General features: G+C 63.3%; 23 protein-coding genes and 1 tRNA gene. 15 read left to right on the top strand and 9 right to left on the bottom strand.

Annotated elements, in window-relative coordinates; all coding sequences use genetic code 11:
• Window positions 1–47: 47 nt before the first annotated feature.
• Window positions 48–1,028, bottom strand: a complete 981-nt coding sequence (locus tag EST26_RS05045) for an aldolase/citrate lyase family protein (RefSeq protein ID WP_291065817.1) — start codon at window positions 1,026–1,028, stop codon at window positions 48–50.
• 18 nt (window positions 1,029–1,046) lie between these two features.
• A complete protein-coding gene (locus EST26_RS05040; protein ID WP_291065815.1) occupies window positions 1,047–2,033 on the bottom strand; it encodes a malate dehydrogenase in 987 nt (328 codons plus the stop codon).
• 242 nt (window positions 2,034–2,275) lie between these two features.
• Here EST26_RS05040 and EST26_RS05035 point away from each other — a divergent pair, with 242 nt between their 5' ends.
• The 7 genes from EST26_RS05035 to gltA all read left to right on the top strand — a co-directional run bounded on the left by EST26_RS05035 (window position 2,276) and on the right by gltA (window position 8,388).
• Window positions 2,276–3,097, top strand: a complete 822-nt coding sequence (locus EST26_RS05035) for a GntR family transcriptional regulator (RefSeq protein WP_291065812.1) — start codon at window positions 2,276–2,278, stop codon at window positions 3,095–3,097.
• Window positions 3,098–3,322: 225 nt separating this feature from the next.
• Entirely contained in the window at window positions 3,323–3,754 is a 432-nt protein-coding gene (sdhC, locus tag EST26_RS05030) for a succinate dehydrogenase, cytochrome b556 subunit (protein ID WP_291065811.1), read from the top strand.
• A 64-nt stretch (window positions 3,755–3,818) separates the two neighbouring features.
• Window positions 3,819–4,184, top strand: coding sequence for a succinate dehydrogenase, hydrophobic membrane anchor protein (gene sdhD, locus EST26_RS05025; protein ID WP_291065810.1), 366 nt, complete (start codon window positions 3,819–3,821; stop codon window positions 4,182–4,184).
• A 4-nt stretch (window positions 4,185–4,188) separates the two neighbouring features.
• Window positions 4,189–5,994: a succinate dehydrogenase flavoprotein subunit gene (sdhA, locus tag EST26_RS05020; RefSeq protein ID WP_291065808.1), complete on the top strand. Its 1,806-nt coding sequence runs from the start codon at window positions 4,189–4,191 to the stop codon at window positions 5,992–5,994.
• A gap of 42 nt (window positions 5,995–6,036) precedes the next feature.
• A complete protein-coding gene (locus EST26_RS05015; protein ID WP_291065807.1) occupies window positions 6,037–6,741 on the top strand; it encodes a succinate dehydrogenase iron-sulfur subunit in 705 nt (234 codons plus the stop codon).
• Window positions 6,742–6,748: 7 nt separating this feature from the next.
• A complete protein-coding gene (locus EST26_RS05010) occupies window positions 6,749–7,054 on the top strand; it encodes a succinate dehydrogenase assembly factor 2 (protein ID WP_291065805.1) in 306 nt (101 codons plus the stop codon).
• Between the two features lie 23 nt (window positions 7,055–7,077).
• The gene (gene gltA / locus EST26_RS05005) at window positions 7,078–8,388 is read left to right on the top strand and encodes a citrate synthase (RefSeq protein ID WP_291065803.1); all 1,311 of its coding nucleotides are present in this window, start codon (window positions 7,078–7,080) and stop codon (window positions 8,386–8,388) included.
• A gap of 122 nt (window positions 8,389–8,510) precedes the next feature.
• Here gltA and EST26_RS05000 read toward each other — a convergent pair whose 3' ends face one another.
• From EST26_RS05000 to yjgA, 3 genes are read right to left on the bottom strand one after another with little or no spacing between them, the layout of a single operon-like run.
• Window positions 8,511–8,987: a peptidylprolyl isomerase gene (locus EST26_RS05000; protein ID WP_291065802.1), complete on the bottom strand. Its 477-nt coding sequence runs from the start codon at window positions 8,985–8,987 to the stop codon at window positions 8,511–8,513.
• Between the two features lie 18 nt (window positions 8,988–9,005).
• On the bottom strand, window positions 9,006–9,620 hold the full coding sequence (mog, locus tag EST26_RS04995) for a molybdopterin adenylyltransferase (RefSeq protein WP_291065800.1): 615 nt from the start codon (window positions 9,618–9,620) through the stop codon (window positions 9,006–9,008).
• Complete coding sequence (gene yjgA, locus EST26_RS04990) at window positions 9,617–10,291, bottom strand: ribosome biogenesis factor YjgA (RefSeq protein WP_291065798.1); 675 nt, start codon at window positions 10,289–10,291, stop codon at window positions 9,617–9,619. Before yjgA ends, mog begins: the two co-directional genes overlap by 4 nt.
• Before the next feature lie 93 nt (window positions 10,292–10,384).
• Between yjgA and pmbA the strand changes: the two genes are divergently transcribed.
• Window positions 10,385–11,842, top strand: a complete 1,458-nt coding sequence (gene pmbA, locus EST26_RS04985) for a metalloprotease PmbA (RefSeq protein ID WP_291065796.1) — start codon at window positions 10,385–10,387, stop codon at window positions 11,840–11,842.
• Between the two features lie 25 nt (window positions 11,843–11,867).
• On the opposite strand, the gene EST26_RS04980 is transcribed toward pmbA, so the two are convergent.
• Both EST26_RS04980 and rpsU read right to left on the bottom strand, forming a co-directional pair.
• Complete coding sequence (locus EST26_RS04980; protein ID WP_291065794.1) at window positions 11,868–12,329, bottom strand: GatB/YqeY domain-containing protein; 462 nt, start codon at window positions 12,327–12,329, stop codon at window positions 11,868–11,870.
• 91 nt (window positions 12,330–12,420) lie between these two features.
• On the bottom strand, window positions 12,421–12,633 hold the full coding sequence (rpsU, locus tag EST26_RS04975; protein ID WP_291065793.1) for a 30S ribosomal protein S21: 213 nt from the start codon (window positions 12,631–12,633) through the stop codon (window positions 12,421–12,423).
• 242 nt (window positions 12,634–12,875) lie between these two features.
• On the opposite strand from rpsU, the gene EST26_RS04970 reads away from it, so the two are divergent.
• Both EST26_RS04970 and phaR read left to right on the top strand, forming a co-directional pair.
• Window positions 12,876–12,950, top strand: a tRNA-Val gene (locus tag EST26_RS04970).
• Between the two features lie 284 nt (window positions 12,951–13,234).
• Window positions 13,235–13,777 (top strand): polyhydroxyalkanoate synthesis repressor PhaR, encoded by a 543-nt coding sequence (gene phaR / locus EST26_RS04965; RefSeq protein ID WP_291065791.1) that lies wholly within the window; start codon window positions 13,235–13,237, stop codon window positions 13,775–13,777.
• A 21-nt stretch (window positions 13,778–13,798) separates the two neighbouring features.
• Here phaR and EST26_RS04960 read toward each other — a convergent pair whose 3' ends face one another.
• Window positions 13,799–15,289, bottom strand: a complete 1,491-nt coding sequence (locus tag EST26_RS04960) for an NAD-dependent succinate-semialdehyde dehydrogenase (RefSeq protein ID WP_291065788.1) — start codon at window positions 15,287–15,289, stop codon at window positions 13,799–13,801.
• 135 nt (window positions 15,290–15,424) lie between these two features.
• Here EST26_RS04960 and alaS point away from each other — a divergent pair, with 135 nt between their 5' ends.
• A complete protein-coding gene (gene alaS, locus EST26_RS04955) occupies window positions 15,425–18,058 on the top strand; it encodes an alanine--tRNA ligase (RefSeq protein WP_291065786.1) in 2,634 nt (877 codons plus the stop codon).
• A 52-nt stretch (window positions 18,059–18,110) separates the two neighbouring features.
• Here alaS and fabI read toward each other — a convergent pair whose 3' ends face one another.
• The gene (gene fabI / locus EST26_RS04950; RefSeq protein ID WP_291065784.1) at window positions 18,111–18,908 is read right to left on the bottom strand and encodes an enoyl-ACP reductase FabI; all 798 of its coding nucleotides are present in this window, start codon (window positions 18,906–18,908) and stop codon (window positions 18,111–18,113) included.
• Between the two features lie 38 nt (window positions 18,909–18,946).
• Here fabI and EST26_RS04945 point away from each other — a divergent pair, with 38 nt between their 5' ends.
• The 4 genes from EST26_RS04945 to EST26_RS04930 are packed head-to-tail and all read left to right on the top strand — an operon-like array spanning window position 18,947 to window position 24,527.
• Complete coding sequence (locus EST26_RS04945) at window positions 18,947–20,794, top strand: extracellular solute-binding protein (RefSeq protein ID WP_291065783.1); 1,848 nt, start codon at window positions 18,947–18,949, stop codon at window positions 20,792–20,794.
• A 54-nt stretch (window positions 20,795–20,848) separates the two neighbouring features.
• Window positions 20,849–21,880 carry an ABC transporter permease subunit gene (locus EST26_RS04940; protein ID WP_291065781.1) on the top strand — a complete coding sequence of 344 codons (1,032 nt, stop codon included), beginning with the start codon at window positions 20,849–20,851 and terminating at the stop codon, window positions 21,878–21,880.
• On the top strand, window positions 21,877–22,923 hold the full coding sequence (locus tag EST26_RS04935; RefSeq protein ID WP_291065780.1) for an ABC transporter permease: 1,047 nt from the start codon (window positions 21,877–21,879) through the stop codon (window positions 22,921–22,923). The genes EST26_RS04940 and EST26_RS04935 overlap by 4 nt, the downstream gene beginning before the upstream one ends.
• Complete coding sequence (locus EST26_RS04930) at window positions 22,920–24,527, top strand: dipeptide ABC transporter ATP-binding protein (RefSeq protein ID WP_291065779.1); 1,608 nt, start codon at window positions 22,920–22,922, stop codon at window positions 24,525–24,527. Before EST26_RS04935 ends, EST26_RS04930 begins: the two co-directional genes overlap by 4 nt.
• The last annotated feature ends 82 nt before the right edge of the window (window positions 24,528–24,609 follow it).

Genomic DNA, 24,609 nt, shown 5'->3' with positions numbered 1-24,609 from the left:
TGTTCTCCGGCGGGGTTGATGGTTATGGTTTGTGGGGTGGGTGAGCGTCAAGCAGGAAACCAGGCGCGCACATTTGCGGGCAGGGTGTGCCCGGTCTGGTGTGCGCGTTCGATCACTTGCCAGTGGTAGCGGTAGCTGGCACGGTCGTGCAGGCATCCTTCGTGCTGCACCGGCGCCCAGTCGGAAGCGGCGGCGCGCTCTATGATCGCCGTCGCCGTTTCGATGGCAGCTTCGTCGGGTGTAAAGGCCGCGATGATGGGTCGGATTTGATCCGGGTGAATGCTCCACATGCGCGTGTAAGCCAGCTCTGCAGCGGCACGCCTGGCAGCGTGTTGCAACGCCGCCAGGTCTTTCAACTCGGTGACTACGTTGTGCGAAGCCACCTTGCCGTGCGCGTGACAGGCGGCCGCTATGTCCAGCTTGGCGCGCCATACGTGCGGGTGGCTGAACTGTCCGGCCAGCGTCATGGCCGAGGCAGGAATGGCGCCGCCATGGGCCGAAACAAAGTCCATCAACCCGAAGCTGAGCGACTGCACACGCGGCTGCGCAGCGATGTCAAAGGCGCGCTGCACCGCAGCGGGGGATTCGATCAAGACGTGCAGCGGCAGGGCACGGGCACCGACGGCGTCGAGTGCGGCTGCGGCGCGTTGCACGTCGGCCACCGATTCGACCTTGGGCAGCATCACATGACACAGGCGCGCCGCCGCGCTGCCTGCAATCTGGGCGATGTCGGCGTCAAAGTGCGGGTGATCGACCGGGTGTACCCGGACCGCGACACGCGCGCCCACCGGCGCGCCCAGCACCAGCTCGGCCACCAGGGCTGCGTGTTCGGTCTCGCCGCCAGCGGGCGCGCCGTCTTCGCAGTCGAGCGTGACATCAAAGACGCAGGTGCCGAATTCGGCCGTGAGGTCGGCTTGCAGCCGCAGGCTTTTCTTCATCCGCGCCTCCACCCCGCTGTAGTGATCGCAGACCGGCAGCGCGAACGCGCCAGCCTGGGCACCGAGGAGAATGTCGCGCGGATGAATCACGCCGTAGTTACCAACGAATTACAGCAGGTGTTTGACGCCATCTTGCTCACCCTGCAGCTCGGCCAGGGTCTTGTTGATGCACTCTTGCGAGAAAGCGTCGATGGCCAGGCCTTCCACCACGGTGTACTCGCCGTTGGCGCAGGTGACGGGGAAGCCGAACATCACGTCCTGGGGGATGCCGTACCAGCCTTGCGAGGGGATGCCCATGGTGACCCATTCGCCGCTGGTGCCCAGGGCCCAGTCGCGCATGTGGTCGATGGCGGCGTTGGCGGCCGAGGCGGCGCTGGACAGACCGCGCGCTTCGATGATGGCGGCACCGCGCTTGCCCACGGTGGGCAGGAACACGTTGGCGTTCCATTCCTGGTCGTTGATCATGTCCTTGACCGATGCGCCGGCTATGGTGGCGAAGCGGTAATCGGCGTACATGGTGGGCGAGTGGTTGCCCCACACGGCCAGCTTCTTGATGCTGGAGACAGGCTTGCCGGTCTTGGCGGCGAGCTGGCTGGCGGCGCGGTTGTGGTCCAGGCGCAGCATGGCGGTGAAGTTGCCCGGCTTCAGGTCGGGCGCGCTCTTCATGGCGATGTAGGCGTTGGTGTTGGCTGGGTTGCCGACCACCAGCACCTTGACGTCGCGGCTGGCCACGGCGTTCAGGGCCTTGCCCTGGGCGGTGAAGATGGCGCCGTTGATGGCGAGCAGCTCGGCGCGCTCCATGCCAGGGCCACGCGGACGCGAGCCGACCAGCAGCGCGTAGTCGGTGTCCTGGAAGGCGGTCATCGGGTCGCTATGGGCTTGCATGCCGGCCAGCAGCGGGAAGGCGCAGTCGTCCAGCTCCATCATCACGCCCTTGAGCGCTTTCTGGGCTTTTTCGTCGGGGATTTCCAGCAGTTGCAGGATCACGGGCTGGTCCTTGCCCAGCATTTCGCCCGAGGCGATGCGAAACAACAGGGCGTAACCGATTTGACCGGCGGCACCGGTGACGGCAACGCGAACGGGCTTCTTGCTCATGGGGGAGACTCCATAAAATGACGGTGGAAGAAGAAAGCGGGGAATGAAAACCCCGCAAAACACGAACCCGAAGGTAAGGGAAGCCCCGCCAAGCAGCCGAGCCGCACCGGACACGAAGTGTACTCTGACGCGCCGCTTGCGTCAATTTGTCTTATGTCTTATATAAGATATGATTGGCCTTTTCGTCAAGCTTGGCCTTGTCGTCAAACGTCTCTGACGCCACCATTGCAAACCAGCAAATCATGGCTACACCGCCCGCCGTCTCGATCGATTCACCCGTCAAGGACGCCGGCAACACGATTGCCGCGCCAGCAGGCGGGGACGCCGGCGCGCTGGCAGTGCCTGCTTTCAGTCCGCTCTACCAGCAAATCAAGACCTTGATTTTGCGCAGTTTGCAAGCGGGTGAATGGAAGCCGGGCGACAGTATTCCGAGCGAAGTCGAACTGGCGGCGCGCTACCGGGTCAGTCAGGGAACGGTGCGCAAGGCCATCGATGAACTCGCTGGCGACAACTTGCTGGTGCGCCGCCAGGGCAAGGGTACTTTCGTCACCACCCATGCTGAGAGTCACATCCCGTACCGTTTTTTGCGCTTGCTGCCCGATACCGGTACGCTCGATGAACAAGGGCCGGCCGAGCGCCACATCATCGAATGCCGCCGCCTGCGCGCCAGCGCCGAGGTGGCGCGTCTGTTGGCGCTGCGCAGCGGCGACCCGATTGTGCAACTCAGGCGCATGCTGTCGTTTGGCGGCCAGCCGACCATTCTGGAAGACATCTGGCTGCCCGGCCTGCCGTTCAAGGGTTTGACACTGGAGCTGCTGTCTGGCGATCAGAGCCCGATGTACGCCTTGTTCGAAACCCGGTTTGGCGTCTGCATGGTGCGTGCCTGGGAAAAAATCAAGGCGGTGAGCGCCGACGCCGACGCCGCCCAGTGGCTGGGCGTTCCCGAGGGCCATCCGCTGCTGAGCGTCGAGCGCCTGGCCTATACCTACGACGACGCGCCGATGGAGCTGCGCCGCGGCATCTACCGCACCGACGCGCACCATTACCGCAACGAATTGAGCTGAGCCGAGCCGAGAATGTGGAAACGCTCTTTGGGTGTGCCAGCAGCAGGCTTGGCCTCTTGCAACAAGCGCTCATGACGGCGGCCAAGCCATTTAGTTCAACTGAAATCCCGACCTTGTCAGCAAACTCCTTGTTGCATTGCAATAGAATTCCTGGCTGTCGGCCAGAGTTACCACCAAGTTACAGCCCCGGTACAAGCACCGCACCATCCGCAAGAAAGCCCCACCATGCCCGAGTTGACCCACAAGCGGCCCGAATTTCGCAACATCAACGCCGTGACCGACCTACCCAGCTACCGTTTGCCAGCGGCTGGCTGGGTGTCTATCCTGCACCGCGTCAGCGGCGTCCTGATGTTTTTACTTCTGCCGCTGATCGTCTGGTTGTTCGATACCTCGGCGTCGTCCGAAATTTCATTTGATCGTTTCGCTGCGGCTTTCGTCGTCGGCCTGGGCTTGGTGCCCGGCTGGCTGTTCAAACTGGTCGTGCTGGCGCTGATCTGGGCCTTCCTGCACCACCTGATCGCCGGTCTGCGCCACCTGTACATGGACGCGACCCACGCGGTGAGCAAGGCGTTCGGGCGCTCGTCGGCCATTTTCACTTTGGTGCTCAGTCTGGGCTTGACGCTGCTGCTGGGTGCCAAACTGTTTGGGCTTTATTAATCCGGGCTGCAACTTCCACGCCCTGCCCAAGCGATTTCTCCCCGCGTTCACAAGGAAAAACACCATGACTGTCAACCACGGTACGCAGCGCGTCGTCACCGGCGCGCGCTACGGATTGCGCGACTGGCTCGCGCAGCGCGTCAGCGCCGCCCTGATGGCGCTTTGGACCCTGATTGTTGTGCTGCAGGTGATTTTCACCAGCGGCCCGATCGGTTACGAAGCCTGGGCCGGCATTTTTGTGCCGCACTGGATGAAGGGCCTGACGCTGGCCGTCTTTATCGCACTCGCCTGGCATGCCTGGGTCGGAATGCGCGACGTCTGGATGGATTACGTCAAGATTACCGGCGTGCGGCTGGCGCTGCATGTGTTCACCATCGTCTGGCTTGTGGCCTGCCTGGGCTGGGCCATTGAAGTTCTCTGGAGACTCTGAAGCCATGACCATGACCAGCAAACTCCCCAAGCGTCAGTTTGACGTGGTGATCGTCGGAGCTGGCGGCTCCGGCATGCGTGCCTCTTTGCAACTGGCTCGCGCCGGCCTCAAAGTCGCCGTGCTCTCCAAAGTGTTCCCGACCCGCTCGCACACCGTGGCGGCGCAAGGCGGCATTGGTGCTTCGCTGGGCAATATGAGCGAGGACAACTGGCACTACCACTTCTACGACACCATCAAGGGCTCGGATTGGCTGGGCGACCAGGACGCCATCGAGTTCATGTGCCGTGAAGCACCCAAAGTGGTCTACGAGCTGGAACACTTTGGCATGCCGTTCGACCGCAACCCCGACGGCACGATTTATCAGCGCCCCTTCGGCGGTCACACCGCCAACTACGGTGAAAAACCGGTGCAGCGCGCCTGCGCCGCCGCCGACCGCACCGGCCACGCCATGCTGCACACGCTATACCAGCAAAACGTGGCTGCCCGCACCACTTTCTTCGTCGAGTGGATGGCGCTGGACTTGATCCGCGACGCCAGCGGCGACGTGCTGGGCGTGACCGCGCTGGAGATGGAAACCGGCGAGACTTACATTCTGGAAGCCAAAACCACGCTGCTGGCCACCGGCGGCGCTGGTCGCATCTTTGCCGCCTCCACCAACGCCTTCATCAACACCGGTGACGGTCTGGGCATGGCAGCGCGCGCCGGCATTCCCTTGCAAGACATGGAGTTCTGGCAGTTTCACCCCACCGGCGTGGCCGGCGCGGGCGTGTTGCTGACCGAAGGTTGCCGGGGCGAAGGTGCCATTTTGCTCAACAGCAACGGCGAGCGCTTCATGGAGCGTTATGCGCCCACCTTGAAAGACTTGGCGCCGCGCGACTTCGTCAGCCGCTGCATGGACCAGGAAATCAAGGAAGGTCGTGGTTGCGGCCCCAACAAGGATTACGTGCTGCTCAAGCTCGACCACCTGGGCGCCGAGACGATTCACAAGCGCCTGCCGTCGGTCTATGAAATTGGCGTCAACTTCGCCAACGTCGACATCACGCGCGAACCCATCCCGGTGCTGCCGACCATTCACTACCAAATGGGCGGCATTCCGACCAATATCAACGGCCAGGTCCTTGTGCCCGACGGAGCGGGCAGCCAACAGGTGGTCAACGGCCTGTACGCGGTGGGCGAATGCTCGTGTGTCAGCGTGCACGGCGCCAACCGCCTGGGCACCAACTCCTTGCTCGACCTGCTGGTGTTCGGCCGTGCGGCCGGCAACCACATCGTGCAGTTCAACGACCAGCAGAAAAACCGCAAAGCGCTGCCGTCTGATGCTGCCGACAAAACGCTGGCGCGGCTGGCGCGGCTGGACAGCGCCAGCGGCGGCGAGTACGCGCAGGCGGTTGCCGACGACTTGCGTGCCGCCATGCAGCAGCACGCTGGCGTGTTCCGTACACAAGCCGTGATGGATGCGGGCGTGGTCAAAATCAACGCCTTGCGTGAGCGCGTGGCGCAGATCGGCCTGCAAGACAAGTCGCGCGTGTTCAATACCGCGCGCATCGAAGCGCTCGAGGTGGAAAACCTGATCGAGGCGGCACAGGCCACCATGACCTCGGCGGCGGCACGGCGCGAGTGCCGTGGCGCGCACACCGTGAACGACTATGAGCGGGCGGCCGATGACGCGCAGTTCCCGCTGGGCCGCAACGACGCCGAATGGATGAAGCACACGCTGTGGCACAGCGCCGACAACAGCCTGACGTACAAGCCGGTCAACCTGCAGCCGCTGACGGTGGCGTCGGTGCCGCCCAAGGTTCGCACTTTCTGAGGCCGACTGCAGATCGCAGCCCCGACGCACGGAGAAAAACACATGGCCCTACGCACTTTCAAAATTTACCGCTACGACCCGGAAAAGGACGCCAAGCCCTACCTGCAGACGATTCAGGTCGAGCTCGACGGCCACGAGCGCATGTTGCTGGACGCGCTCATGAAGCTCAAGGCGGTCGATCCGTCCATCTCTTTTCGCCGCTCGTGCCGCGAAGGGGTGTGCGGCTCGGACGCCATGAACATCAACGGCAAGAACGGCCTGGCCTGCCTGACCAATATGAACACGCTCAAGGGCGACATCGTGCTCAAGCCGCTGCCCGGCCTGCCGGTGGTGCGCGACCTGATCGTCGACATGACGCAGTTCTTCCAGCAGTACAACAGCATCAAGCCTTATTTGATCAACGACAGCATCGCACCTGAGAAGGAGCGGCTGCAAAGCCCCGAGGAGCGCGAGGAACTCAACGGTCTGTATGAATGCATTTTGTGTGCCAGTTGCTCCACCAGTTGCCCCAGCTTCTGGTGGAATCCGGACAAATTCGTCGGCCCGGCCGGCCTGTTGCAGGCTTACCGTTTCATCGCCGACAGCCGCGACCAGGGCACCGCCGAGCGGCTGGACAATCTGGAAGACCCGTACCGCCTGTTCCGTTGCCACACCATCATGAACTGCGTCGACGTTTGCCCCAAGAGCCTGAACCCGACCAAGGCGATTGGCAAAATCAAAGAAATGATGGTCAAACGCGCGATCTGAAACCTGCATGTCCCGCTTCATGACTGGCAACACCGAACCCGACGCCTTGCTCGACCCGCGTGCCTTGAGCAAGCTGCGCTGGCGCTGCCGCCGCGGGCTGCTGGAGAACGACCTGTTCATCCAGCGTTTTTTTGCCCGACACGAAGCCAGCCTGACCGTCAGACAAGCCCATGCCCTGGGCGAGTTGATGGATTTATCTGATCACGATTTGCTTGATTTGCTGCTCGCAAGAACGGTTGCGCCAGATGATTTGGCCCGTGACGATGTGATCCGCGTATTGGCGTTGCTGCGCGCCTCAGTGCAACCCGTTTAAAAAACCACCCAGGAGGAAATCGCATGAAACTCGTAGACAACAAAGCCACCCTGTCGTTCTCCAACGGCAGCCCCAGCATGGAGCTGCCTGTGTACGGCGGCAGTATCGGCCCGGACGTGATAGACATCCGCAAGCTCTACGGGCAAACCGGCCTGTTCACCTACGACCCCGGTTTCCTCTCTACCGCTTCGTGCCAGTCGGCCATCACCTACATCGACGGCGACAAGGGCGAGCTGCTGTACCGCGGCTACCCGATCGAGCAACTGGCCACCCAGTGCGACTACCTTGATACCTGCTACCTGCTGCTCAATGGCGATCTGCCCGGCGCTCAAGAGCGCCAAGATTTTCACAAGCTGGTGATCAACCACACCATGGTGCATGAGCAGATGCAGTTCTTCTTGCGTGGTTTTCGTCGCGACGCGCATCCGATGGCGGTCCTCACCGGTCTGATCGGCGCGCTCTCTGCCTTCTACCACGACAGCACCGACATCAACAACCCCGAGCACCGCAAAGTCGCAGCCATCCGCCTGATCGGAAAAATGCCGACCCTGGTGGCCATGGCCTATAAATACGGCGTCGGTCAGCCCTATATGTATCCGCGCAACGACCTGAGCTACGCAGGCAACTTCCTGCGCATGATGTTTGGCACGCCCTGCGAAGAGTACGTGGTCAACCCGGTGCTGGAACGCGCGCTGGACCGCATCTTCATTCTGCACGCCGACCACGAGCAAAACGCTTCCACCTCCACCGTGCGCCTGTGCGGCTCCTCCGGCACCAACCCGTTTGCCGCCATTGCCGCTGGTGTGGCCTGTCTGTGGGGCCCGGCCCACGGCGGCGCCAACGAGGCCTGCCTGAACATGCTGGAAGACATCCAGCGCAACGGCGGCGTGGCCAAAGTGGGCGAGTTCATGGAGAAGGTGAAGGACAAAAATTCCGGCGTCAAACTGATGGGATTTGGTCACCGCGTTTACAAAAACTACGACCCGCGCGCCAAGCTGATGCAAGAAACCTGCAACGAGGTGCTGGGCGAACTCGGGCTGGAAAATGACCCCTTGTTCAAACTGGCCAAAGAGCTGGAAAAAATTGCGCTGGAAGACAATTACTTCGTCTCGCGCAAGCTGTACCCGAACGTGGACTTCTACTCCGGCATCGTGCAGCGCGCGATAGGCATTCCAGTCAATCTGTTCACCGGCATTTTTGCGCTGGCGCGCACCGTCGGCTGGATCGCGCAGCTCAACGAAATGATCAGCGACCCCGAGTACAAAATCGGCCGTCCGCGCCAGCTTTTCACCGGCGCCAGCCGCCGGGACGTGCAGCCTCTGGCGCAGCGCTGATTTTTCTTCCCCGCCGCACACGGGCCAAGCCCGTGTGCGGGTCTGCCCACAGCGCGGCTGCAGCGGCCCGCACGCGCTGCGGGCAACACCACGCCAGGTCTCAAGCAGCGCTTGTTTCTGTGTCAGTGCCGGTGTCCGTGGGCGCCGTGCGCGTGTCCGTGCCTGATTTCGTCGGCGCTGGCGGGGCGCACGTCGATCACCGTCACCGCCAAGCGCAGCGTCTGCCCGGCCAGCGGGTGGTTGCCGTCCAGCAGCACCGTATCGCCCTTGATTTTTTGCACCGTAAAAACCTGTTCGCGGCCGTTCTCGTCTCTGCCCTCAAGTTGACCACCCACTTTGACGCCGGGTGGAAAACTGCTTTTGGGAATGCTGCGCAGCAGGCTTTCATCGCGCAGGCCAAAGGCGTCTTCAGGCGCCAACACCAGCCTGGCTTGATAGCCTTTTTCTTGTCCTTCAAGGGCTTTTTCAATGCCGGGCAAGGTGTTGTGGTAGCCGCCATGCAAGTAGGCGCGCGGCTCCTTGCCGTATTCCAACAGATTGCCCTGCGTGTCGCTGGCGCGAAAGCTGAGGGTGACGACGCTATCTTTGCAGATTTTCATACGAAGCTTGGGCTCTGATTAAGGCTTTGGCTGCCGTGCCGACTGGGGACGAAAAGCGGCGCAGACCTCGTCGTGGGTTTCCAGATAGGGTCCGCCGATCAGGTCTATGCAGTACGGAACGGCGGCAAAAATGCCGTCCTGGACCGATTTTCCGTCGCCGTCTCTCAGACCTTCCAGTGTCTGGGCAATCGCCTTGGGCTGGCCCGGCAGGTTGATGATGAGGCAGTGGCCACGAATCACCGCCACCTGGCGCGACAAAATGGCGGTGGGCACAAAGGCCAGGCTGATGCGTCGCATCTGTTCGCCAAAGCCTGGCATTTCTTTTTCTGCCACCGCCAATGTGGCCTCGGGTGTGAGGTCGCGCGGCGCGGGGCCGGTGCCGCCGGTGGTCAGCACCAGCGCGCAAGCAGCGTCTACCAATTCGATCAGGGTGGCGCTGATGCCGGCTTGATCGTCCGGGATCAGACGCGGCTCAAAGTGAATCGGGTTTTTCAGCGCCCGGCGCAGCCAGTCTTGCAGGGCCGGCAGGCCCAGGTCGGGATAGACGCCGCTGCTGGCGCGGTCGCTGATCGAGACGATGCCGATGCGAACCGGCGCAGCGGCTTCAGAGCGGTGCGGGGCAGGGGGGGTCATGGCAGGTGATCCTCGTGCGCGACAAAGGCTGCACTGGCGTCGGCGCTGTCTTGCGCCAGCGAGGCCTTGACGAGCTGAAAAATATCGCGATAGGCTTTTCCGTGGCGCAATGCGGCGCCCGCGTGCTGCTGCGCAGGCGCCGTCTGCACGTCTTTGCGCGCCTGCCGAATCAGCGCGCGCAGTTGCTGCGCATCGGCTTGTGGGTCGATCTCTAGCCAGTGCGTTAGCGCGGCGTCGTCGGCCAGCAGGCGATCGCGCCACTGCTCGGCCTGGTGCAGCGCCAGCGTGGCGAGCGCCGAGGGTTTGTGCTGCTCCTGCAGCGCGGCCTCGATCGCCGCGACAGCGCTCGGGTCTAGCCGACGCATCAGCTTGCCGATATACTGCATCTGTCGGCGTCGTCCCTCGAAGTTGCTGATGCGCTTGGCTTCGGCCACGGCGTCGAGCAGTTTTTCCGGCAACTGGTGCGCATCAAGCAAAGCAGCCATCAAGCTGCCGCCCAGCGTCAACAGGCCTTCACCCAGTGCTTGCAACTGGTCGCTGTGCTTCTTGAGATCGGTTTTGCTCATGTCAACCGAACCCTTGAGTTCGCGTTTGAGCTCCAGATCCAGCTCGCTGCCTTCGGCAACAAACTGACCCCGGACGAAATAGCCTTTGGCGGGTTTGCGTGACATGAAAAAATTTCAACTACAAAATGTCTTTGAGGGCGTCCTCGTGGCGCAGATTTTGCTGCGCGGCACGGGCCGGCAAGTATCATAGCCGCCCATATGAAAAACACACAGCGACCCAACCAGCGTGCCCGCGCCACCCAAGCCTTGCCTGCTGCTGACCTGAGCGCCGACGAAAGAACCCCTTTGGTCGGCTTCCAGTACGCCCGCAGCCAGTTCGAGCAACTGGCTGATCTGGCACTGGCGCAGGCAAAAAAACTCGGTGCAGCCGATGCTGCGGTCGACGTGTCGGAAGGCGCGGGCTTGAGCGTGTCGGTGCGCAAAGGCGAGCTGGAAAACGTCGAACGCAACCGCGACAAAGCGCTGAGCGTGACGGTGTATCTGGGACAAAAACGCGGCAATGCCTCCAGCTCCGATTTTTCCCCGGCAGCGATTTGCCAAACCGTGCAAGCCGCTTACGACATTGCCCGCTTCACCGCTGAAGACCCGGTGGCGGGCCTGCCCGACGCGGCCGACGTGGCCGACGATTATCCCGATCTGGATTTGTTTCACCCCTGGGTCATCGACGCCGAACAGGCGCTTCGCATCGCGCTCGAGTGCGAATCGGCAGCCTTTGCCACCAGCAAAAAAATCAGCAACAGCGAAGGCGCCGGCATCTCGGCGCAGCAATCGCATTTTTTCAGCGCCCACATGCGCGGCGGTGAACGCGCTCGGCCCGGCATTTTCAGCGGCGGCTACGCCAGTTCGCGGCACAGCTTGTCGGTCGCGCCCATTGCCGGCAAGGGCGATCAGATGCAGCGCGATTACTGGCATAGCTCGCAGCGCGCGCCCCAGAACCTGGCCAGCCCGCAAGCGGTCGGGCGCTACGCCGCGCAACGCGCGCTGGCGCGCCTGGGGGGGAGAAAAATCGCCACCACCGAGTGCCCGGTGTTGTTTGAGTCGCCCTTGGCGGCCGGCTTGCTGGGCGCTTATGTGCAAGCCACCAGCGGTGGCGCGCTGTATCGAAAGACCACTTTCTTGCACGACAGCCTGGGTCAACGGGTGCTGTCCGAACACCTGGACATCGACGAAGACCCGCACATCCGCAGCGGCAAGGGCAGTGCGCCGTTTGACGACGAGGGCGTGCGCACGGTGCCGCGCAAGGTACTCGCCAGCGGTCAGGTGCAGGGGTATTTTCTGTCCAGCTACTCGGCGCGCAAGCTCGGCCTGCGCACCAGTGGCAATGCGGGCGGCTCGCACAACCTCAGACTGAGCAGCCGCCTGACAGACCCGGCCGATGACTTATGTGCCATGTTGAAAAAACTCGGGCGCGGCCTGTTCGTGACCGAGCTGATGGGGCAGGGCGTCAACTACGTCACCGGCGACTACTCGCGCGGCGCCAGCGGCTACTGGGTGGAAAACGGTGTCATTGTCTATCCGGTGCATGAGATCACCATCGCCGGCAACCTGAAAGACATGTTTCTGGGCATAGAGGCGGTGGGCGCCGATGAGTACAACTACGGTGCCAAAACGGTTGGATCGATACTGATCAACCGCATGAAGCTGGCCGGCAGTTGAAGTTCTCAATAACCGGGCGGGCGTCTCAGCGCGCCAGTGCCGCCTTGACGGCAGCCGACACCAGCGCCATGTCGGCCTGTCCGGCCAGCCGGGTTTTCACCTCAGCCATGACCCGACCCATGTCGGCAGCGCCCGGCTGGCGCCCGAATTCAGTCGCCACCTCGGCCACGACAGCCGCAACGGCCGCTTTCACTTCTTCAGCCGACAGCCGTTGCGGCAGATAGGCCTGCAGAACCAGCAGTTCGGCGCGCTCTTTATCGGCCAGATCCAGGCGCGCGGCCTGGGTAAAGGCTTCGATGCTGTCTTTGCGCTGCTTGATGAGTTTGTCAACGACACCGACCACCGCCGCGTCATCCAGCACGACGCGCTCGTCGACTTCCCTTTGCTTGAGCGCTGCCGTCAGCAGGCGGATCGCGCCCAGGCGTTGGCTGTCGCGCGCGCGCATGGCGGCTTTCATGTCTTCGGTGATGCGTTCTTTCAGGTTCATAGCAGGTCTGCGGTGATGGAATGGAAACGAAGGAACAACAAAAAAGCCCGCCACAAGGTCCTGGGGCGGGCTTTTGCGGCGACTTCGACGCTCAGAACAGCTTCTTGGGCAACTGCATGGAACGAACCCGCTTGTAGTGGCGCTTGACGGCTGCGGCTTTTTTGCGCTTGCGCTCGGCGGTCGGCTTTTCGTAAAACTCGCGTGCGCGCAGATCGGTCAGCAGGCCGAGTTTTTCGATGGTGCGTTTGAAGCGGCGCAGCGCGACGTCAAAGGGTTCGTTGTCTTTTACACGGACGGTCGTCATTGAAAGATTGGTTTCCAGAATGAGCAGAACACAGATGTCGGGAAGATCGGGCCCGGACAAGGTTTCTGCAAAGCTCCCCGCCTGTTGACTGGTATGGCCGGCGGGGGGTGCCAGAAAAGCCGTGCATTATAGCGCCCCGAAGCTTGGGTTGAAAAAATCTCGGCATTTTGATTCCCTGCTTCTGCCAAGCTGAAAAAAGCGCTATAGAATCCAAGGCTTCCATCTGATCAATCCAGTCAGTTGGGCGGTTAACTCAGCGGTAGAGTGCCACCTTCACACGGTGGAAGTCGCAGGTTCGAACCCTGCACCGCCCACCAAAGCCCTGGCTGTCGTTCGAGCCGGCCAGATCGGGCTGCCCTCAAGTGCCATACATTGATTGCCGCGTTCTGCTGTGCGACGCGGCGGCTTCGTGCTTGACGCACTCACAAGCGGCCCTGGCCGGGTCGAGGTCTTCTTACTGCTGCGCGTGCGCGCATTCCAGCCCTTGGCGGGCTTGCCGCAACACCCCTGCTGATCTGCGACGCTTGGTTTTTTACAATGTCAGCCGGTGCGTTGCGTGGTGTCGACGGCCCATGAGCCGTCCCATTCTGAAAGAACTGTCGTGCAAAGCAAGCAAACCGATCTCGACTCCAGCAGCCAGGATGGCGTGCGGGTGATCAAAAAATATCCGAATCGACGACTCTACGACACCAACACCTCGACCTACATCACGCTGACGGAAGTCAAGTCGCTGGTGATGGACAGCAAGCCTTTCGTGGTGCGCGATGCAAAAAGCAACACCGACCTCACGCGCAGCATCTTGCTGCAAATCATTCTGGAAGAAGAAACCGCCGGCGTGCCGATCTTTACCGAGCAGGTGCTGGCCAACATCATCCGGTTTTATGGTCACAGCATGCAGGACTTCATGGGCGCATATCTGGAGAGCAACGTTCAGATCTTCATGGACTTGCAACACAAAATGGCCGAGCATTCCAGTGGCTTCAACCCCGAGGCATGGAAGCAGTTCATGAACCTGCAGTCACCCATGATGCAGTCCATGATGGGCAACTATCTGGAGCAGTCGCGCGGCGTTTTTTCGCAGATGCAAGAGCAAATGCAGAAGAACAGCGAGAAGATGCTGGCCGCGCTCGGCCTCAAGCGCTGAAGTGCCGCAGCACACCAGCGCTCAGCGCTGTATGTCGCCTAGGCAGAGGTACTTGAGCTCCAGATAGTCGTCGATGCCGTGGCGCGAGCCTTCGCGGCCCAGGCCGGACTGCTTGACGCCTCCAAAGGGCACGTGCTCGGTGGCCAAAATGCCGACGTTGACGCCCACCATGCCGTATTCCAGCGCCTCGGCAACGCGGAAGATGCGGCCCACGTCGCGGCTGTAAAAGTAACTGGCCAGACCGAATTCGGTGTCGTTGGCAGCGTCAATGGCTTGCTGTTCGGTGTCAAATTTGAACACCGGTGCAAACGGCCCAAAGGTTTCTTCGCGTGCGCACAACATGTCGGCGCTGGCCTGCGCCAGCACGGTCGGCTCAAAAAACTGGCCGCTGCCTAAGTGGCTCAGACGCTTGCCGCCCAGCACCAGTCGACCCCCTTTGGCCAGCGCGTCGTCCAGGTGGCGCTGCACCTTGTCCAGCGCCGCCGGTTCGATCAGCGGGCCCAGGTTAACGCCTTCATCGAAGCCGTTGCCGACCTTGACGCTGGCGACCTTGGAGGCAAAGCGGCTGACAAACGCGTCGTACACACCGGCCTGCACGTAGATGCGGTTGGAGCAAACGCAGGTCTGGCCGGCGTTGCGGTACTTGCTGGCAAAAGCACCTTCCACGGCAGAGTCGATGTCGGCGTCGTCGAACACGATGAAGGGCGCATTGCCGCCCAGCTCGAGCGACATCTTCTTCACTGTCGGCGCACTCTGCGCCATCAGAAGACGACCGACTTCGGTGCTGCCGGTAAAGCTGAGGTGGCGCACCACCTCGCTGGCGCAGAGCACCTGGCCGATCGCAATCGAATTCGCGCTGTCGGCGGTCAATAGGTTGAGCACGCCGTCCGGCAGCCCGGCGCGCCGTGCCAATTCGGCCGCCGCCAGCGCAGTCAGTGGCGTGAGTTCAGCCGGTTTGATAATCACCGGGCATCCGGCGGCCAGCGCCGGTGCGACCTTGCGCGTGATCATGGCGAGCGGGAAGTTCCACGGCGTGATGGCCGCGCACACGCCAATGGGCTGCCTGAGCACCAGCAGGCGGCGGCTGTTGTCAAACGGCGGCAGGGTTTCGCCGTTGACGCGCTTGGCCTCTTCGGCGTACCACTCGACGAAGCTGGCAGCGTACGCCACCTCGCCACGGGCTTCAGCCCAGGGTTTGCCCTGTTCGGCGGTCATCAAGGTGGCCAGATCGTCCTGGTTGGCCAGCAGCAGATTGAACCACTGGCGCAAAACAATGCTGCGTTCTTTGGCGGTTTTGTTGCGCCAGGCTGGCCAGGCGGCGTTGGCGGCGGCAATCGCTTGCTCGGCCGCCGCCGGGCCCAGGTTGGCCACGTCGGCCAGCCGCGCGCCGGTGGCGGGGTCGAAAACGTCGAAACGCTGCTGGCCTGCCAGCCACTGCCCGTTGACGAGAGCGTCGGTTTTCAGCAGCGTCGGGTCTTTGAGCCGGGTCAGTGGATTGGGCTTGACGTCCATTGTGCGGGCCTCCAATTGCTTGCAAAGTGCCGCAAGCATAGCGCTGCCCTTGCAGCCGGCCCGAAGTGTTGGAAAATACGCCGTTCGGCGCTTGAGTGCGTCATCCCGCCTCCCATCGAACCGCCACAGACCACCATGACCCGTCCCGCTTCCGTTGCCGACATTCGCACGTCTTTTCTGGACTTCTTCGCCGCCAAGGGCCATACCGTGGTGGCCAGCAGCCCGCTGGTGCCCGGCAACGACCCGACGCTGATGTTCACCAATTCGGGCATGGTGCAGTTCAAAGACGTGTTCCTCGGCAGCGAGCAGCGCCCCTACGTGCGCGCGGCTTCGGTGCAGGCCTGTCTGCGCGCCGGTGGCAAGCACAACGATCTGGAGAACGTCGGCTACACCGCGCGCCACCACACCTTCTTCGAGATGCTGGGTAACTGGAGCTTTGGCGACTATTTCAAGCGCGAGTCGCTCACCTGGGCCTGGGAGTTGTTGACCGAGGTTTACCAATTGCCGCCCGAGCGGCTGTGGGCCACGGTTTACATCGACGACGACGAGGCTTACGACATCTGGACGCGGGAAATCGGCTTGCCCGCCGAGCGTGTGGTGCGCATCGGTGACAACAAAGGCGGCAAATACCAGTCGGACAACTTCTGGATGATGGCCGACACCGGCCCCTGCGGTCCGTGCTCGGAAATCTTCTACGACCACGGCCCGCAGGTGGCCGGTGGCCCGCCCGGCAGTCCGGAGCAAGACGGCGACCGCTACATCGAAATCTGGAACAACGTGTTCATGCAGTTCGACATGCAGACCGACGGTTCGCTCAAGCCGCTGCCCGCGCCCTGCGTCGACACCGGCATGGGCCTGGAGCGGCTCGCTGCCATCTTGCAGCAGGTACACAGCAACTACGAGATCGACATCTTTGCCGCGCTGATTCGTGCGGGCGCGCTCGCCACCGGTTGCAGCGATCTGAACAGCCCATCGCTCAAAGTGATTGCCGACCACATTCGCGCCTGCGCTTTTTTGGCCAGCGACGGTGTGTTGCCCAGCAACGAAGGGCGCGGCTACGTGCAGCGCCGCATTGTGCGCCGCGCCATCCGTCACGGCTACAAGCTGGGCTGCAAAACGCCGTTTTTTCATAAGCTGGTGGCCGAACTGGTGCGGCAAATGGGTGCTGCCTACCCCCGTCTGGCGGCGCAGCAACAGCGCATCACCGAGGTGCTCAAGGCCGAGGAAGAGCGCTTTTTTGAAACCCTCGCCCATGGCATGGAAATTCTCGACCTTGCCCTGGAGGGTGGAAAAGCCGTGCTGCCGGGCGAGGTGGCGTTCAAGCTGCACGACACCTACGGCTTCCCACTCGACCTCTGCGCCGACGTGTGCCGCGAACGTGGCGTCACTGTCGACGAGGCCGGTTTCCACGCCGCCATGGCGCAGCAAAAAAACCAGGCCCGCGCTGCGGGCAAGTTCAAGATGGAGCGCGCACTGGAATACCACGGCAGCGCCAACCGCTTCGTCGGCCATGAACAGCTCGAAACCCAGGCCAAGGTGTTGGCACTGTACCAAGACGGCACCCCGGTGGCTGAACTCAAGGCCGGCCAAAGCGGCGTGGTGGTGCTCGATCAGACACCGTTCTACGCCGAGAGCGGCGGCCAGGTGGGCGACCAGGGAGAGCTGTGCAGCGGTGAAAAATGCGTGCTGGCGCGCTTTTGCGTCGCCGATACGCAAAAAATCAAGGCCGACGTTTTTTCCCACCACGGCAGCCTGGAGCAAGGCACCCTGGCCGTGGGAGACCAGGTACACGCCCGCGTCGACGCCGCGCTGCGCTTGGCCACGGTGCGCAACCACAGCGCCACGCACCTGATGCACCGGGCGCTGCGCGAGGTGCTGGGCGCACACGTGCAACAAAAAGGCTCGCTGGTCACGCCCGAGCGCACCCGCTTTGACTTCACCCACCACGCGCCGCTGAACGCAGACCAGATTCGTCAGGTGGAAGCGCTGGTGAACGCCGAGGTGCTGGCCAACGCCGCCACCCAGGCGCACCTGATGGACATCGATGACGCCAGGAAATCCGGCGCAGCGATGCTGTTCGGTGAAAAATACGGCCAGACTGTGCGCGTGCTGGAAATTGGCTCCAGCCGCGAACTGTGCGGCGGCACGCACGTGCAGCGCAGCGGCGACATTGGCTTGTTCAGCATCGTCGCCGAAGGCGGCGTGGCCGCTGGCGTGCGCCGCGTCGAAGCCGTCACCGGACTGAACGCGCTGAGCTATGTGCAGGGCATGGAGGCCGCCCTGGGTGGTGTGGCCGACAGCTTGCGGGTGCTGCCGTCCGAGGTATCGCAGCGCGTGCTCGCCTTGCAAGAGCAACTGCGCGCAAGCGAAAAAGAAGTCGCCGCGCTCAAGGGACGGCTGGCTTCGGCGCAGGGTGACGAACTGCTGGCGCAGGCCATCGACGTCAAGGGCGTCAAGGTGCTGGCGGCGCGGCTCGAAGGTGCCGACGCCAAAACCTTGCGCGAGACGCTGGACAAGCTCAAAGACAAACTCAAGTCGGCCGTCGTCGTGCTGGCCTCGGTCGATGGCGGCAAGGTGCAACTGGCCGCCGGCGTCACGCCCGAGCACTGCGCCCGGGTCAAAGCCGGTGAGTTGGTCAACTTCGTGGCGCAGCAAGTGGGCGGCAAGGGCGGGGGCAAGCCCGACTTGGCAATGGCCGGTGGCAATGACGCCAGCGGCTTGCCCGCTGCGCTGCAATCGGTCTGCGGCTGGGTGGCGCAGCGGCTTTGACGGCGGCACTCGGTTGGCCATCCCCGGCGGCGCCGCGCGCGCCCGGCCCCTTTCAGGCCACCGACTCGCTGTCGCGGCTGATGCCGGCCGTGTGACTGAAGCCGCCGTCGACGTAGCTGATTTCGGCCGTGACGCCGCTGGCCAGGTCAGAGAGCAAAAAGGCCGCCACGTTGCCGACGTCTTCTATCGTCACGTTGCGCCGCAGCGGCGCAGCGCTGGCCACCATGCCGAGCAGCTTGCCAAAGTCTTTGATACCGCTGGCGGCCAGGGTCTTGATGGGTCCGGCGCTGATGCCGTTGACGCGAATGCCGCGCGGGCCAAGCGATTCGGCCAGGTAGCGCACCGAGGCTTCCAGGCTGGCCTTGGCCAGCCCCATGGTGTTGTAGTGCGGAATGGTGCGCAGCGCGCCCAGGTAGGTCAGCGTCAGCAGCGCGGCCTTCGGGTTGAGCAGCGGCAGCGCGGCTTTGGCCATGGCCGGAAAGCTGTAGGCGCTGATGTCGTGCGCGATGCGAAAGTTTTCGCGCGACAAGCCGTCCAGAAAGTCGCCGGCAATGGCCTCGCGCGGTGCAAAACCGATGCTGTGCACCAAGCCGTCAAAGCGCGGCCAGACCTGCGCGAGGTCGGCAAACATTTTTTCGATCTGTGCGTCGTCGCCCACGTCGCAGTCAAACACCAGCGTCGAATCGAATTCGGCTGCAAATTCGGTGATGCGCGCCTTGAAGCGCTCACCGACGTAGCTAAACGCCAGCTCGGCGCCTTGCTGGTGGCAGGCGCGGGCGATGCCGTAGGCGATCGAGCGGTTTGACAACACGCCCGTGATGAGCAATTTCTTGCCAGCGAGAAAACCCATTGTTCCGTCTCCAGTGAAAATTCCAGCAGAATTGTCGCATGCGCATTCACCGTCTTCCCCTGCGTTCCCGTTTGGCCGCGCTGGGCCTTGCCTTGGCCCTGCTGCTGGCAGGCCCGGCGGCCTTTGCCGCGCACGGTTATGCGATCTGGGGTGAGCTGAAGTACCCCCCCGACTTCAGCCACTTTGCCTACGTCAACCCGCACGCGCCCAAGGGGGGAGAGTTGCGGCTGGTGAGCAACCTGCGCGCCTCCACCTTCGACAAATTAAACCCCTTCACCATGCGCGGTAGCGCACCGGCTTATTTGTCCGAGCTGATGTTCGAGTCGCTGTTGACCGGCGCGCTGGACGAAACGGGCGCCGGCTATGGCTTGCTGGCCGAATACGTCAGCGCCGCCCCCGATGGCCTGTCGGTCACGTTTCGGCTGCGACCGCAGGCGCGCTTTCATAACGGAGAGCCGGTGTGGGCGGCCGACGTCAAGCACAGCTTTGACACCCTGCTGGGGCCGCACACCTCGCCGGTCTTCAAGACCATTTTGCGCGACGTCGCCGGGCTCGACGTGCTGGACCCGCACACGGTGCGCTTTCGCTTCAGGCAAGCGAACCGCGAGCTGCCGCTGATCGTCGGCAGCCTGCCGATATTCAGCCGCGCCTGGGGCGACGTCGTCGACCCCAAAACCGGCCAGCGCAAAAGTTTTGACCAGGTGGTGATGGACACCCCGATCGGCAGCGGCCCCTACCGCATCGGTTCGATGCGTTTTGGCCGCGACATCACCTATGTGCGCGACCCCAATCATTGGGCGCGCGATCTGCCGGTGCGCCGGGGCAAGGCCAATTTCGACCGCATCGTGGTGAAAATCTACCGCGACAACACCGCCCGGCTCGAAGCCCTGCGCACCGGTGCAATCGACCTGAAGCGTTTTTTCTCCGCCGGCGACTGGGCGCGCCGCCTGAGCGGTCGGCGCTTTGACAGCGGCGAGTTGGCCAAAGCCGAATTCACCCACCGGCTGCCCAGCGGCTTTCAGAGCTATGTGCTCAATACGCGCCGCCCCCCGCTGGACGACATTCGGGTGCGCCAGGCGCTGGGCCTGGCGCTGGACTACGAGTGGATGAACCGCCAGTTGTTCCACAACGCCTACCAGCGCGTGCAGGGGCTGTTTGGCAATACCGACTGCGCGCCCAGCGGTGTGCCCGCACCCGCCGAGCAAGCGCTGCTGCAGCCCTGGCGCGAGCAACTGCCAGCAGCGGTGTTCGGCCCCATGGCGCAGCCGCCGCGCACCGACGGCGAACACTCGCTGCGCGCCAACCTGCGCCGCGCGCAGGCGCTGCTGCGCGAAGCCGGCTGGACCGTGCAGGACGGCCGCTTGCGCAACGCCCAGGGCCAGCCGCTGGTGCTGGAGTACCTCGACAGCGCCGCCGGCGGCGCGCGCGTGGTCGCACCCTGGGCGCGCAACCTCAACAAGCTGGGCATCGAGCTCAATTTTCGTCCGGTCGACTTTGCGCTCTATCAGCAGCGTCTGCGCCAGTTCGACTACGACATCATCTCGCTGGCCTTTGGCGGCACGCACAACCCCGGCTCCGAATACGCCGACTTGTTTGGCAGCCAGGCCGCCGCTACCGAAGACTCGGGCAACTTCGCCGGTGTGGCCCAGCCGGCGGTGGACGCGCTCATCGCCCACATGGTCGACGCCGCCAGCAAGCCTGAATTTCTTGCCGCTTGCCGCGCGCTCGACCGCGTCATCAGCCACAGCCACTATCTGGTGCCGCAGTGGAGCGCCAACACGCACCGCATGGTCTACAACCGCTGGCGACTCGAGCGGCCAGCAACCATGCCGCCTTATGCCACCGGCGAAATCTGGGCCATAGACACCTGGTGGGCCAGACGATGAAGCGCTGGCTGCGCACGGCCCGGCGCCGCAACTGAGATCGGGTACAAACCGGGCATGTGGTTTTACATCCTCAAGCGCTTGCTGCTGATGATTCCGACGCTGTTCGGGGTCTTGCTGGTCACCTTCGTGGTGATTCAGTTCGTGCCCGGCGGGCCGGTCGACCAGTACCTGGCCGAGGCCCGCGCCGGACTGGCCGGCGGTGCCGAAGGCGGCCCGATCTACCGCGGCGCACAAGGCGTCGATCCGCAGCGGCTGCTGGAAATCAAGGCGCTGTACGGCTTTGACAAACCAGCGCACGAGCGCTTTGTGCTGATGCTGGGCCAGTTCGCCCGCTTCGACCTGGGCACCAGTTTTTTTCACAACAAGTCGGTGTCCGAACTCATCATCGAAAAGCTGCCGGTCTCGATCAGCCTGGGCCTGTGGACTTTTCTCATCAGCTACCTGGTGGCGGTGCCGCTGGGCGTGGCCAAGGCGGTGCGAGCGGGTTCGCGCTTTGACTTCGTCACCACGCTGCTGGTGTTGGTCGGCTACGCCATTCCCGGTTTCGTGCTGGGCGTGGCGTTGCTGGTGATTTTTGGCGGGCAACTCGAATGGTTTCCGCTGCGCGGCCTGACCTCGGCCAACTGGGAAGAGCTGAGCTGGGGCGCGCGCATCGTCGACTACTTGTGGCACATCACGCTGCCCGTCACCGCCATGGTGCTGGGCAGTTTTGCCGTTACCACCATGCTGACCAAAAATGCCTTTCTGGAAGAAATTCGCAAGCAGTACGTGATGACGGCGCGCGCCAAGGGCTTGAGCGAACGCCAGGTGTTGTACAAGCACGTCTTTCGCAACGCGCTGATCCCGATCGTGACCGGTTTTCCGGCCGCCTTCATTGGCGCCTTTTTTGCGGGTTCGCTGCTGATCGAAACCTTGTTTTCGCTCGACGGCCTGGGCCTGCTGAGCTTTGAGAGCGTGATCCGGCGCGACTACCCGGTGGTGCTGGGCACGCTGTTCTTTTTCACCCTGATCGGCCTGTTCACCAAATTGATCTCTGACTTGTGCTACGTCTGGGTCGACCCGCGCGTGAGGTTTGATCGAGCATGAGCGCGTCTGCCGCCCCACGTTCACTGGGCCCCTGGGCGCGCGCCTGGCAGCGCTTCAAGCGCAACCGCCTGGGCTACTGGAGCTTGCTGGCGTTTGCCGCGCTGGTGCTGCTGAGCCTGTTTGCCGAGCTGCTCTCCAATGACCGGCCGCTGCTGCTGCGCTATGAGGGGCAGTTGCACTTTCCCATGCTGCGCGACTACCCGGAAACCGTGTTCGGCGGCGACTTTGAAACCCCGACCGACTTTCACGACCCCTTCATACGCGAACAAATCAGCCGCGGCGACAACTGGGCCATCTTCACGCTCAACCCCTATGGTGCGAAGACGCTGAACTACTTTGCCGCTTCGCCCAACCCGGCGCCACCGAGCGCGCAGAACTGGCTCGGTACCGACGACCGCGGGCGCGACCTGCTGGCGCAACTGATTTACGGCTTTCGCGTCAGCGTGCTGTTTGCACTGGCGCTGACCGCCATCGGCGTGCTGCTAGGCGTCATCACCGGGGCGATTCAGGGCTTTTTTGGGGGTCGGGTCGATTTGCTGTTCCAGCGCTTCATCGAAGTCTGGGGCTCCATGCCCGAGCTGTATTTGCTCATCATTTTTTCTGCCATTTTTGCCCCCAGCGTCAGCCTGCTGCTGATCTTGCTCAGCCTGTTTGGCTGGATGGGGCTGTCTGACTACGTGCGCGCCGAGTTTTTGCGCAACCGCCAGCTCGACTACGTGCGCGCCGCGCGTGCCATGGGCTTGTCCAACGCGCAAATCATCTGGCGTCACGTGCTGCCCAACAGCCTGACCCCGGTGGTGACGTTTTTGCCGTTTCGCATGAGTGCGGCCATTTTGGCGCTGACTTCGCTCGACTTCCTGGGTCTGGGTGTGCCGCCGGGAACGCCCTCGCTCGGAGAGCTGCTCAGTCAGGGCAAGAACAACATCGACGCCTGGTGGATTTCCATCTTCACCTTCGCGGTGCTGGTGAGCACGCTGTTGTTGTTGACCTTCATGGGTGATGCGCTGCGCGACGCACTCGATCCGCGCAAGGCCGATCGATGAGCGCGCCGCTGCTGGAGGTGAAAAACCTGCGCGTCGCCTTCGGCGCGCAGGAAGTCGTGCACGGCATCGACTTCTCGCTGGCGGCGGGTGAAAAGCTCGCGCTGGTGGGCGAATCGGGATCGGGCAAGACGGTCTCAGCCCTGTCGCTGCTGCGCCTGGTGCCAGAGGCCAGCGTATCCGGTCAGGCCGTATTGCAGGGGCGCGACCTGCTGCAAATGAGCGAGCGCCAGTTGCGCGGCGTGCGCGGCGCCGAGGTGGCAGTCATTTTCCAGGAGCCGATGACCGCACTCAACCCCTTGTATCCGGTGGGCAATCAGATCGCCGAGGTGCTGCAACTGAAAAAAGGGCTGAGCGCGGCCCAGGCCCAAGCCGCCACGGTCGAGCTGCTGGCCAGCACCGGCATAACCGAACCGGCACGCCGCGCCGGCGCCTACCCGCACCAGCTCAGCGGCGGCCAGCGCCAGCGCGCCATGATCGCCATGGCGCTGGCCAGCAGCCCCAAGCTGCTGCTGGCCGACGAGCCGACCACCGCGCTCGACGTCAGCCTGCGCGGCCAGATGCTGGAACTGCTGGCCAACCTGCAGCGCCAGCACGGCATGGCGGTGCTGCTGATCACGCACGACCTGAATCTGGTGCGCCGCTTCGCCGACCGGGTGGCGGTGCTCGAGCGCGGCCACCTGGTCGAGCAGGGCGCGGTGGCGCAGGTGTTTGCCGCGCCGCAACACCCCTACACCCAGATGCTGCTGGCCAGCAAACCCGAGCGCGACCTGGCCGAGCGCGTTTGCGCTGCGCCGGCCACGGCGCCGGTGTTGCAGGCGCAGGCGCTGCGCGTGTGCTACCCGGTGCCGCGCCCGGGCTGGCGCGGTTGGTTGAAAAAAAGCGAGTTTGTCGCCGTGCAAGGGCTCGAGCTGGCGCTGCAGCCGGGTCAGACGCTGGGCATCATCGGCGAATCGGGCTCGGGCAAGTCCACCCTGGCGCTGGCTGTGCTTGGCTTGCTGGCGCACCAGGGCAGCCTGCAGGTGGTGGGCACCGATTGGGCCAGCGCGCGCCGCCGCCGCCAAGACCGCGCGCTGCGCCAGCGCATCCAGGTGGTGTTTCAAGACCCGTTTTCCTCGCTCTCGCCGCGCATGACGGTCGAGCAAATCGTCGCTGAAGGGCTGCTGGTGCACCGGCCTGAACTCAGTCTGGCGCAGCGGCGTGCGCAGGTGCTGGCCGCACTGGCTGACGTCGGCCTGGTCGATGACCCGCGCCACGGCGGCGACTGGTTGCAGCGCTACCCGCACGAATTCTCCGGCGGCCAGCGCCAGCGGCTGGCAATTGCGCGTGCGCTGATCGTCGGGCCGCAGTTGCTGGTGCTCGACGAGCCCACCAGCGCGCTGGACGTGACGGTGCAAAAGCAGGTGTTGGCCTTGTTGCAGCGCTTGCAGCGCGAGCGTGAATTGAGTTATTTGCTGATCACGCACGACATCGACGTCATCGCCGCCATGGCGCACGAGGTGCTGGTGATGAAGGACGGGCAGGTGGTCGAACGCGGCCCGGTGCAGCGCCTGCTGCACGCGCCCGAGCACCCTTACACTAAGACCTTGGTGCAAGCGGGGGGCTGATGGGTGTGCCGTGGTCCGATGCCCATCCGGGCCACGGCTGTCGTTGAGCCGTCTGCGCCGACCTGGTTTTCATTTCTTGGAG

Source organism: Hydrogenophaga sp. (assembly GCF_014773545.1).
Lineage (GTDB): Bacteria > Pseudomonadota > Gammaproteobacteria > Burkholderiales > Burkholderiaceae_C > Hydrogenophaga.
Note: the sequence above shows the minus strand (reverse complement) of the source record. Positions and strands in the feature narration are given on the sequence as shown.

Bases quoted from the DNA above. Each gene is read 5' to 3' on its own strand.
- EST26_RS04940 (WP_291065781.1), top strand. From the start codon at position 20,849: ATGTGGTTTTACATCCTCAAGCGCTTGCTGCTGATGATTCCGACGCTG.
- gltA (WP_291065803.1), top strand. From the start codon at position 7,078: ATGAAACTCGTAGACAACAAAGCCACCCTGTCGTTCTCCAACGGCAGC.
- fabI (WP_291065784.1), bottom strand. From the start codon at position 18,908: ATGGGTTTTCTCGCTGGCAAGAAATTGCTCATCACGGGCGTGTTGTCA.
- sdhD (WP_291065810.1), top strand. From the start codon at position 3,819: ATGACTGTCAACCACGGTACGCAGCGCGTCGTCACCGGCGCGCGCTAC.
- EST26_RS05035 (WP_291065812.1), top strand. From the start codon at position 2,276: ATGGCTACACCGCCCGCCGTCTCGATCGATTCACCCGTCAAGGACGCC.
- mog (WP_291065800.1), bottom strand. From the start codon at position 9,620: ATGACCCCCCCTGCCCCGCACCGCTCTGAAGCCGCTGCGCCGGTTCGC.
- EST26_RS04960 (WP_291065788.1), bottom strand. From the start codon at position 15,289: ATGGACGTCAAGCCCAATCCACTGACCCGGCTCAAAGACCCGACGCTG.
- alaS (WP_291065786.1), top strand. From the start codon at position 15,425: ATGACCCGTCCCGCTTCCGTTGCCGACATTCGCACGTCTTTTCTGGAC.
- pmbA (WP_291065796.1), top strand. From the start codon at position 10,385: ATGAAAAACACACAGCGACCCAACCAGCGTGCCCGCGCCACCCAAGCC.
- sdhA (WP_291065808.1), top strand. From the start codon at position 4,189: ATGACCATGACCAGCAAACTCCCCAAGCGTCAGTTTGACGTGGTGATC.
- sdhC (WP_291065811.1), top strand. From the start codon at position 3,323: ATGCCCGAGTTGACCCACAAGCGGCCCGAATTTCGCAACATCAACGCC.
- EST26_RS05000 (WP_291065802.1), bottom strand. From the start codon at position 8,987: ATGAAAATCTGCAAAGATAGCGTCGTCACCCTCAGCTTTCGCGCCAGC.
- rpsU (WP_291065793.1), bottom strand. From the start codon at position 12,633: ATGACGACCGTCCGTGTAAAAGACAACGAACCCTTTGACGTCGCGCTG.
- EST26_RS04980 (WP_291065794.1), bottom strand. From the start codon at position 12,329: ATGAACCTGAAAGAACGCATCACCGAAGACATGAAAGCCGCCATGCGC.
- EST26_RS05010 (WP_291065805.1), top strand. From the start codon at position 6,749: ATGTCCCGCTTCATGACTGGCAACACCGAACCCGACGCCTTGCTCGAC.
- EST26_RS05040 (WP_291065815.1), bottom strand. From the start codon at position 2,033: ATGAGCAAGAAGCCCGTTCGCGTTGCCGTCACCGGTGCCGCCGGTCAA.
- EST26_RS05015 (WP_291065807.1), top strand. From the start codon at position 6,037: ATGGCCCTACGCACTTTCAAAATTTACCGCTACGACCCGGAAAAGGAC.
- EST26_RS04930 (WP_291065779.1), top strand. From the start codon at position 22,920: ATGAGCGCGCCGCTGCTGGAGGTGAAAAACCTGCGCGTCGCCTTCGGC.
- yjgA (WP_291065798.1), bottom strand. From the start codon at position 10,291: ATGTCACGCAAACCCGCCAAAGGCTATTTCGTCCGGGGTCAGTTTGTT.
- EST26_RS04945 (WP_291065783.1), top strand. From the start codon at position 18,947: ATGCGCATTCACCGTCTTCCCCTGCGTTCCCGTTTGGCCGCGCTGGGC.
- EST26_RS04935 (WP_291065780.1), top strand. From the start codon at position 21,877: ATGAGCGCGTCTGCCGCCCCACGTTCACTGGGCCCCTGGGCGCGCGCC.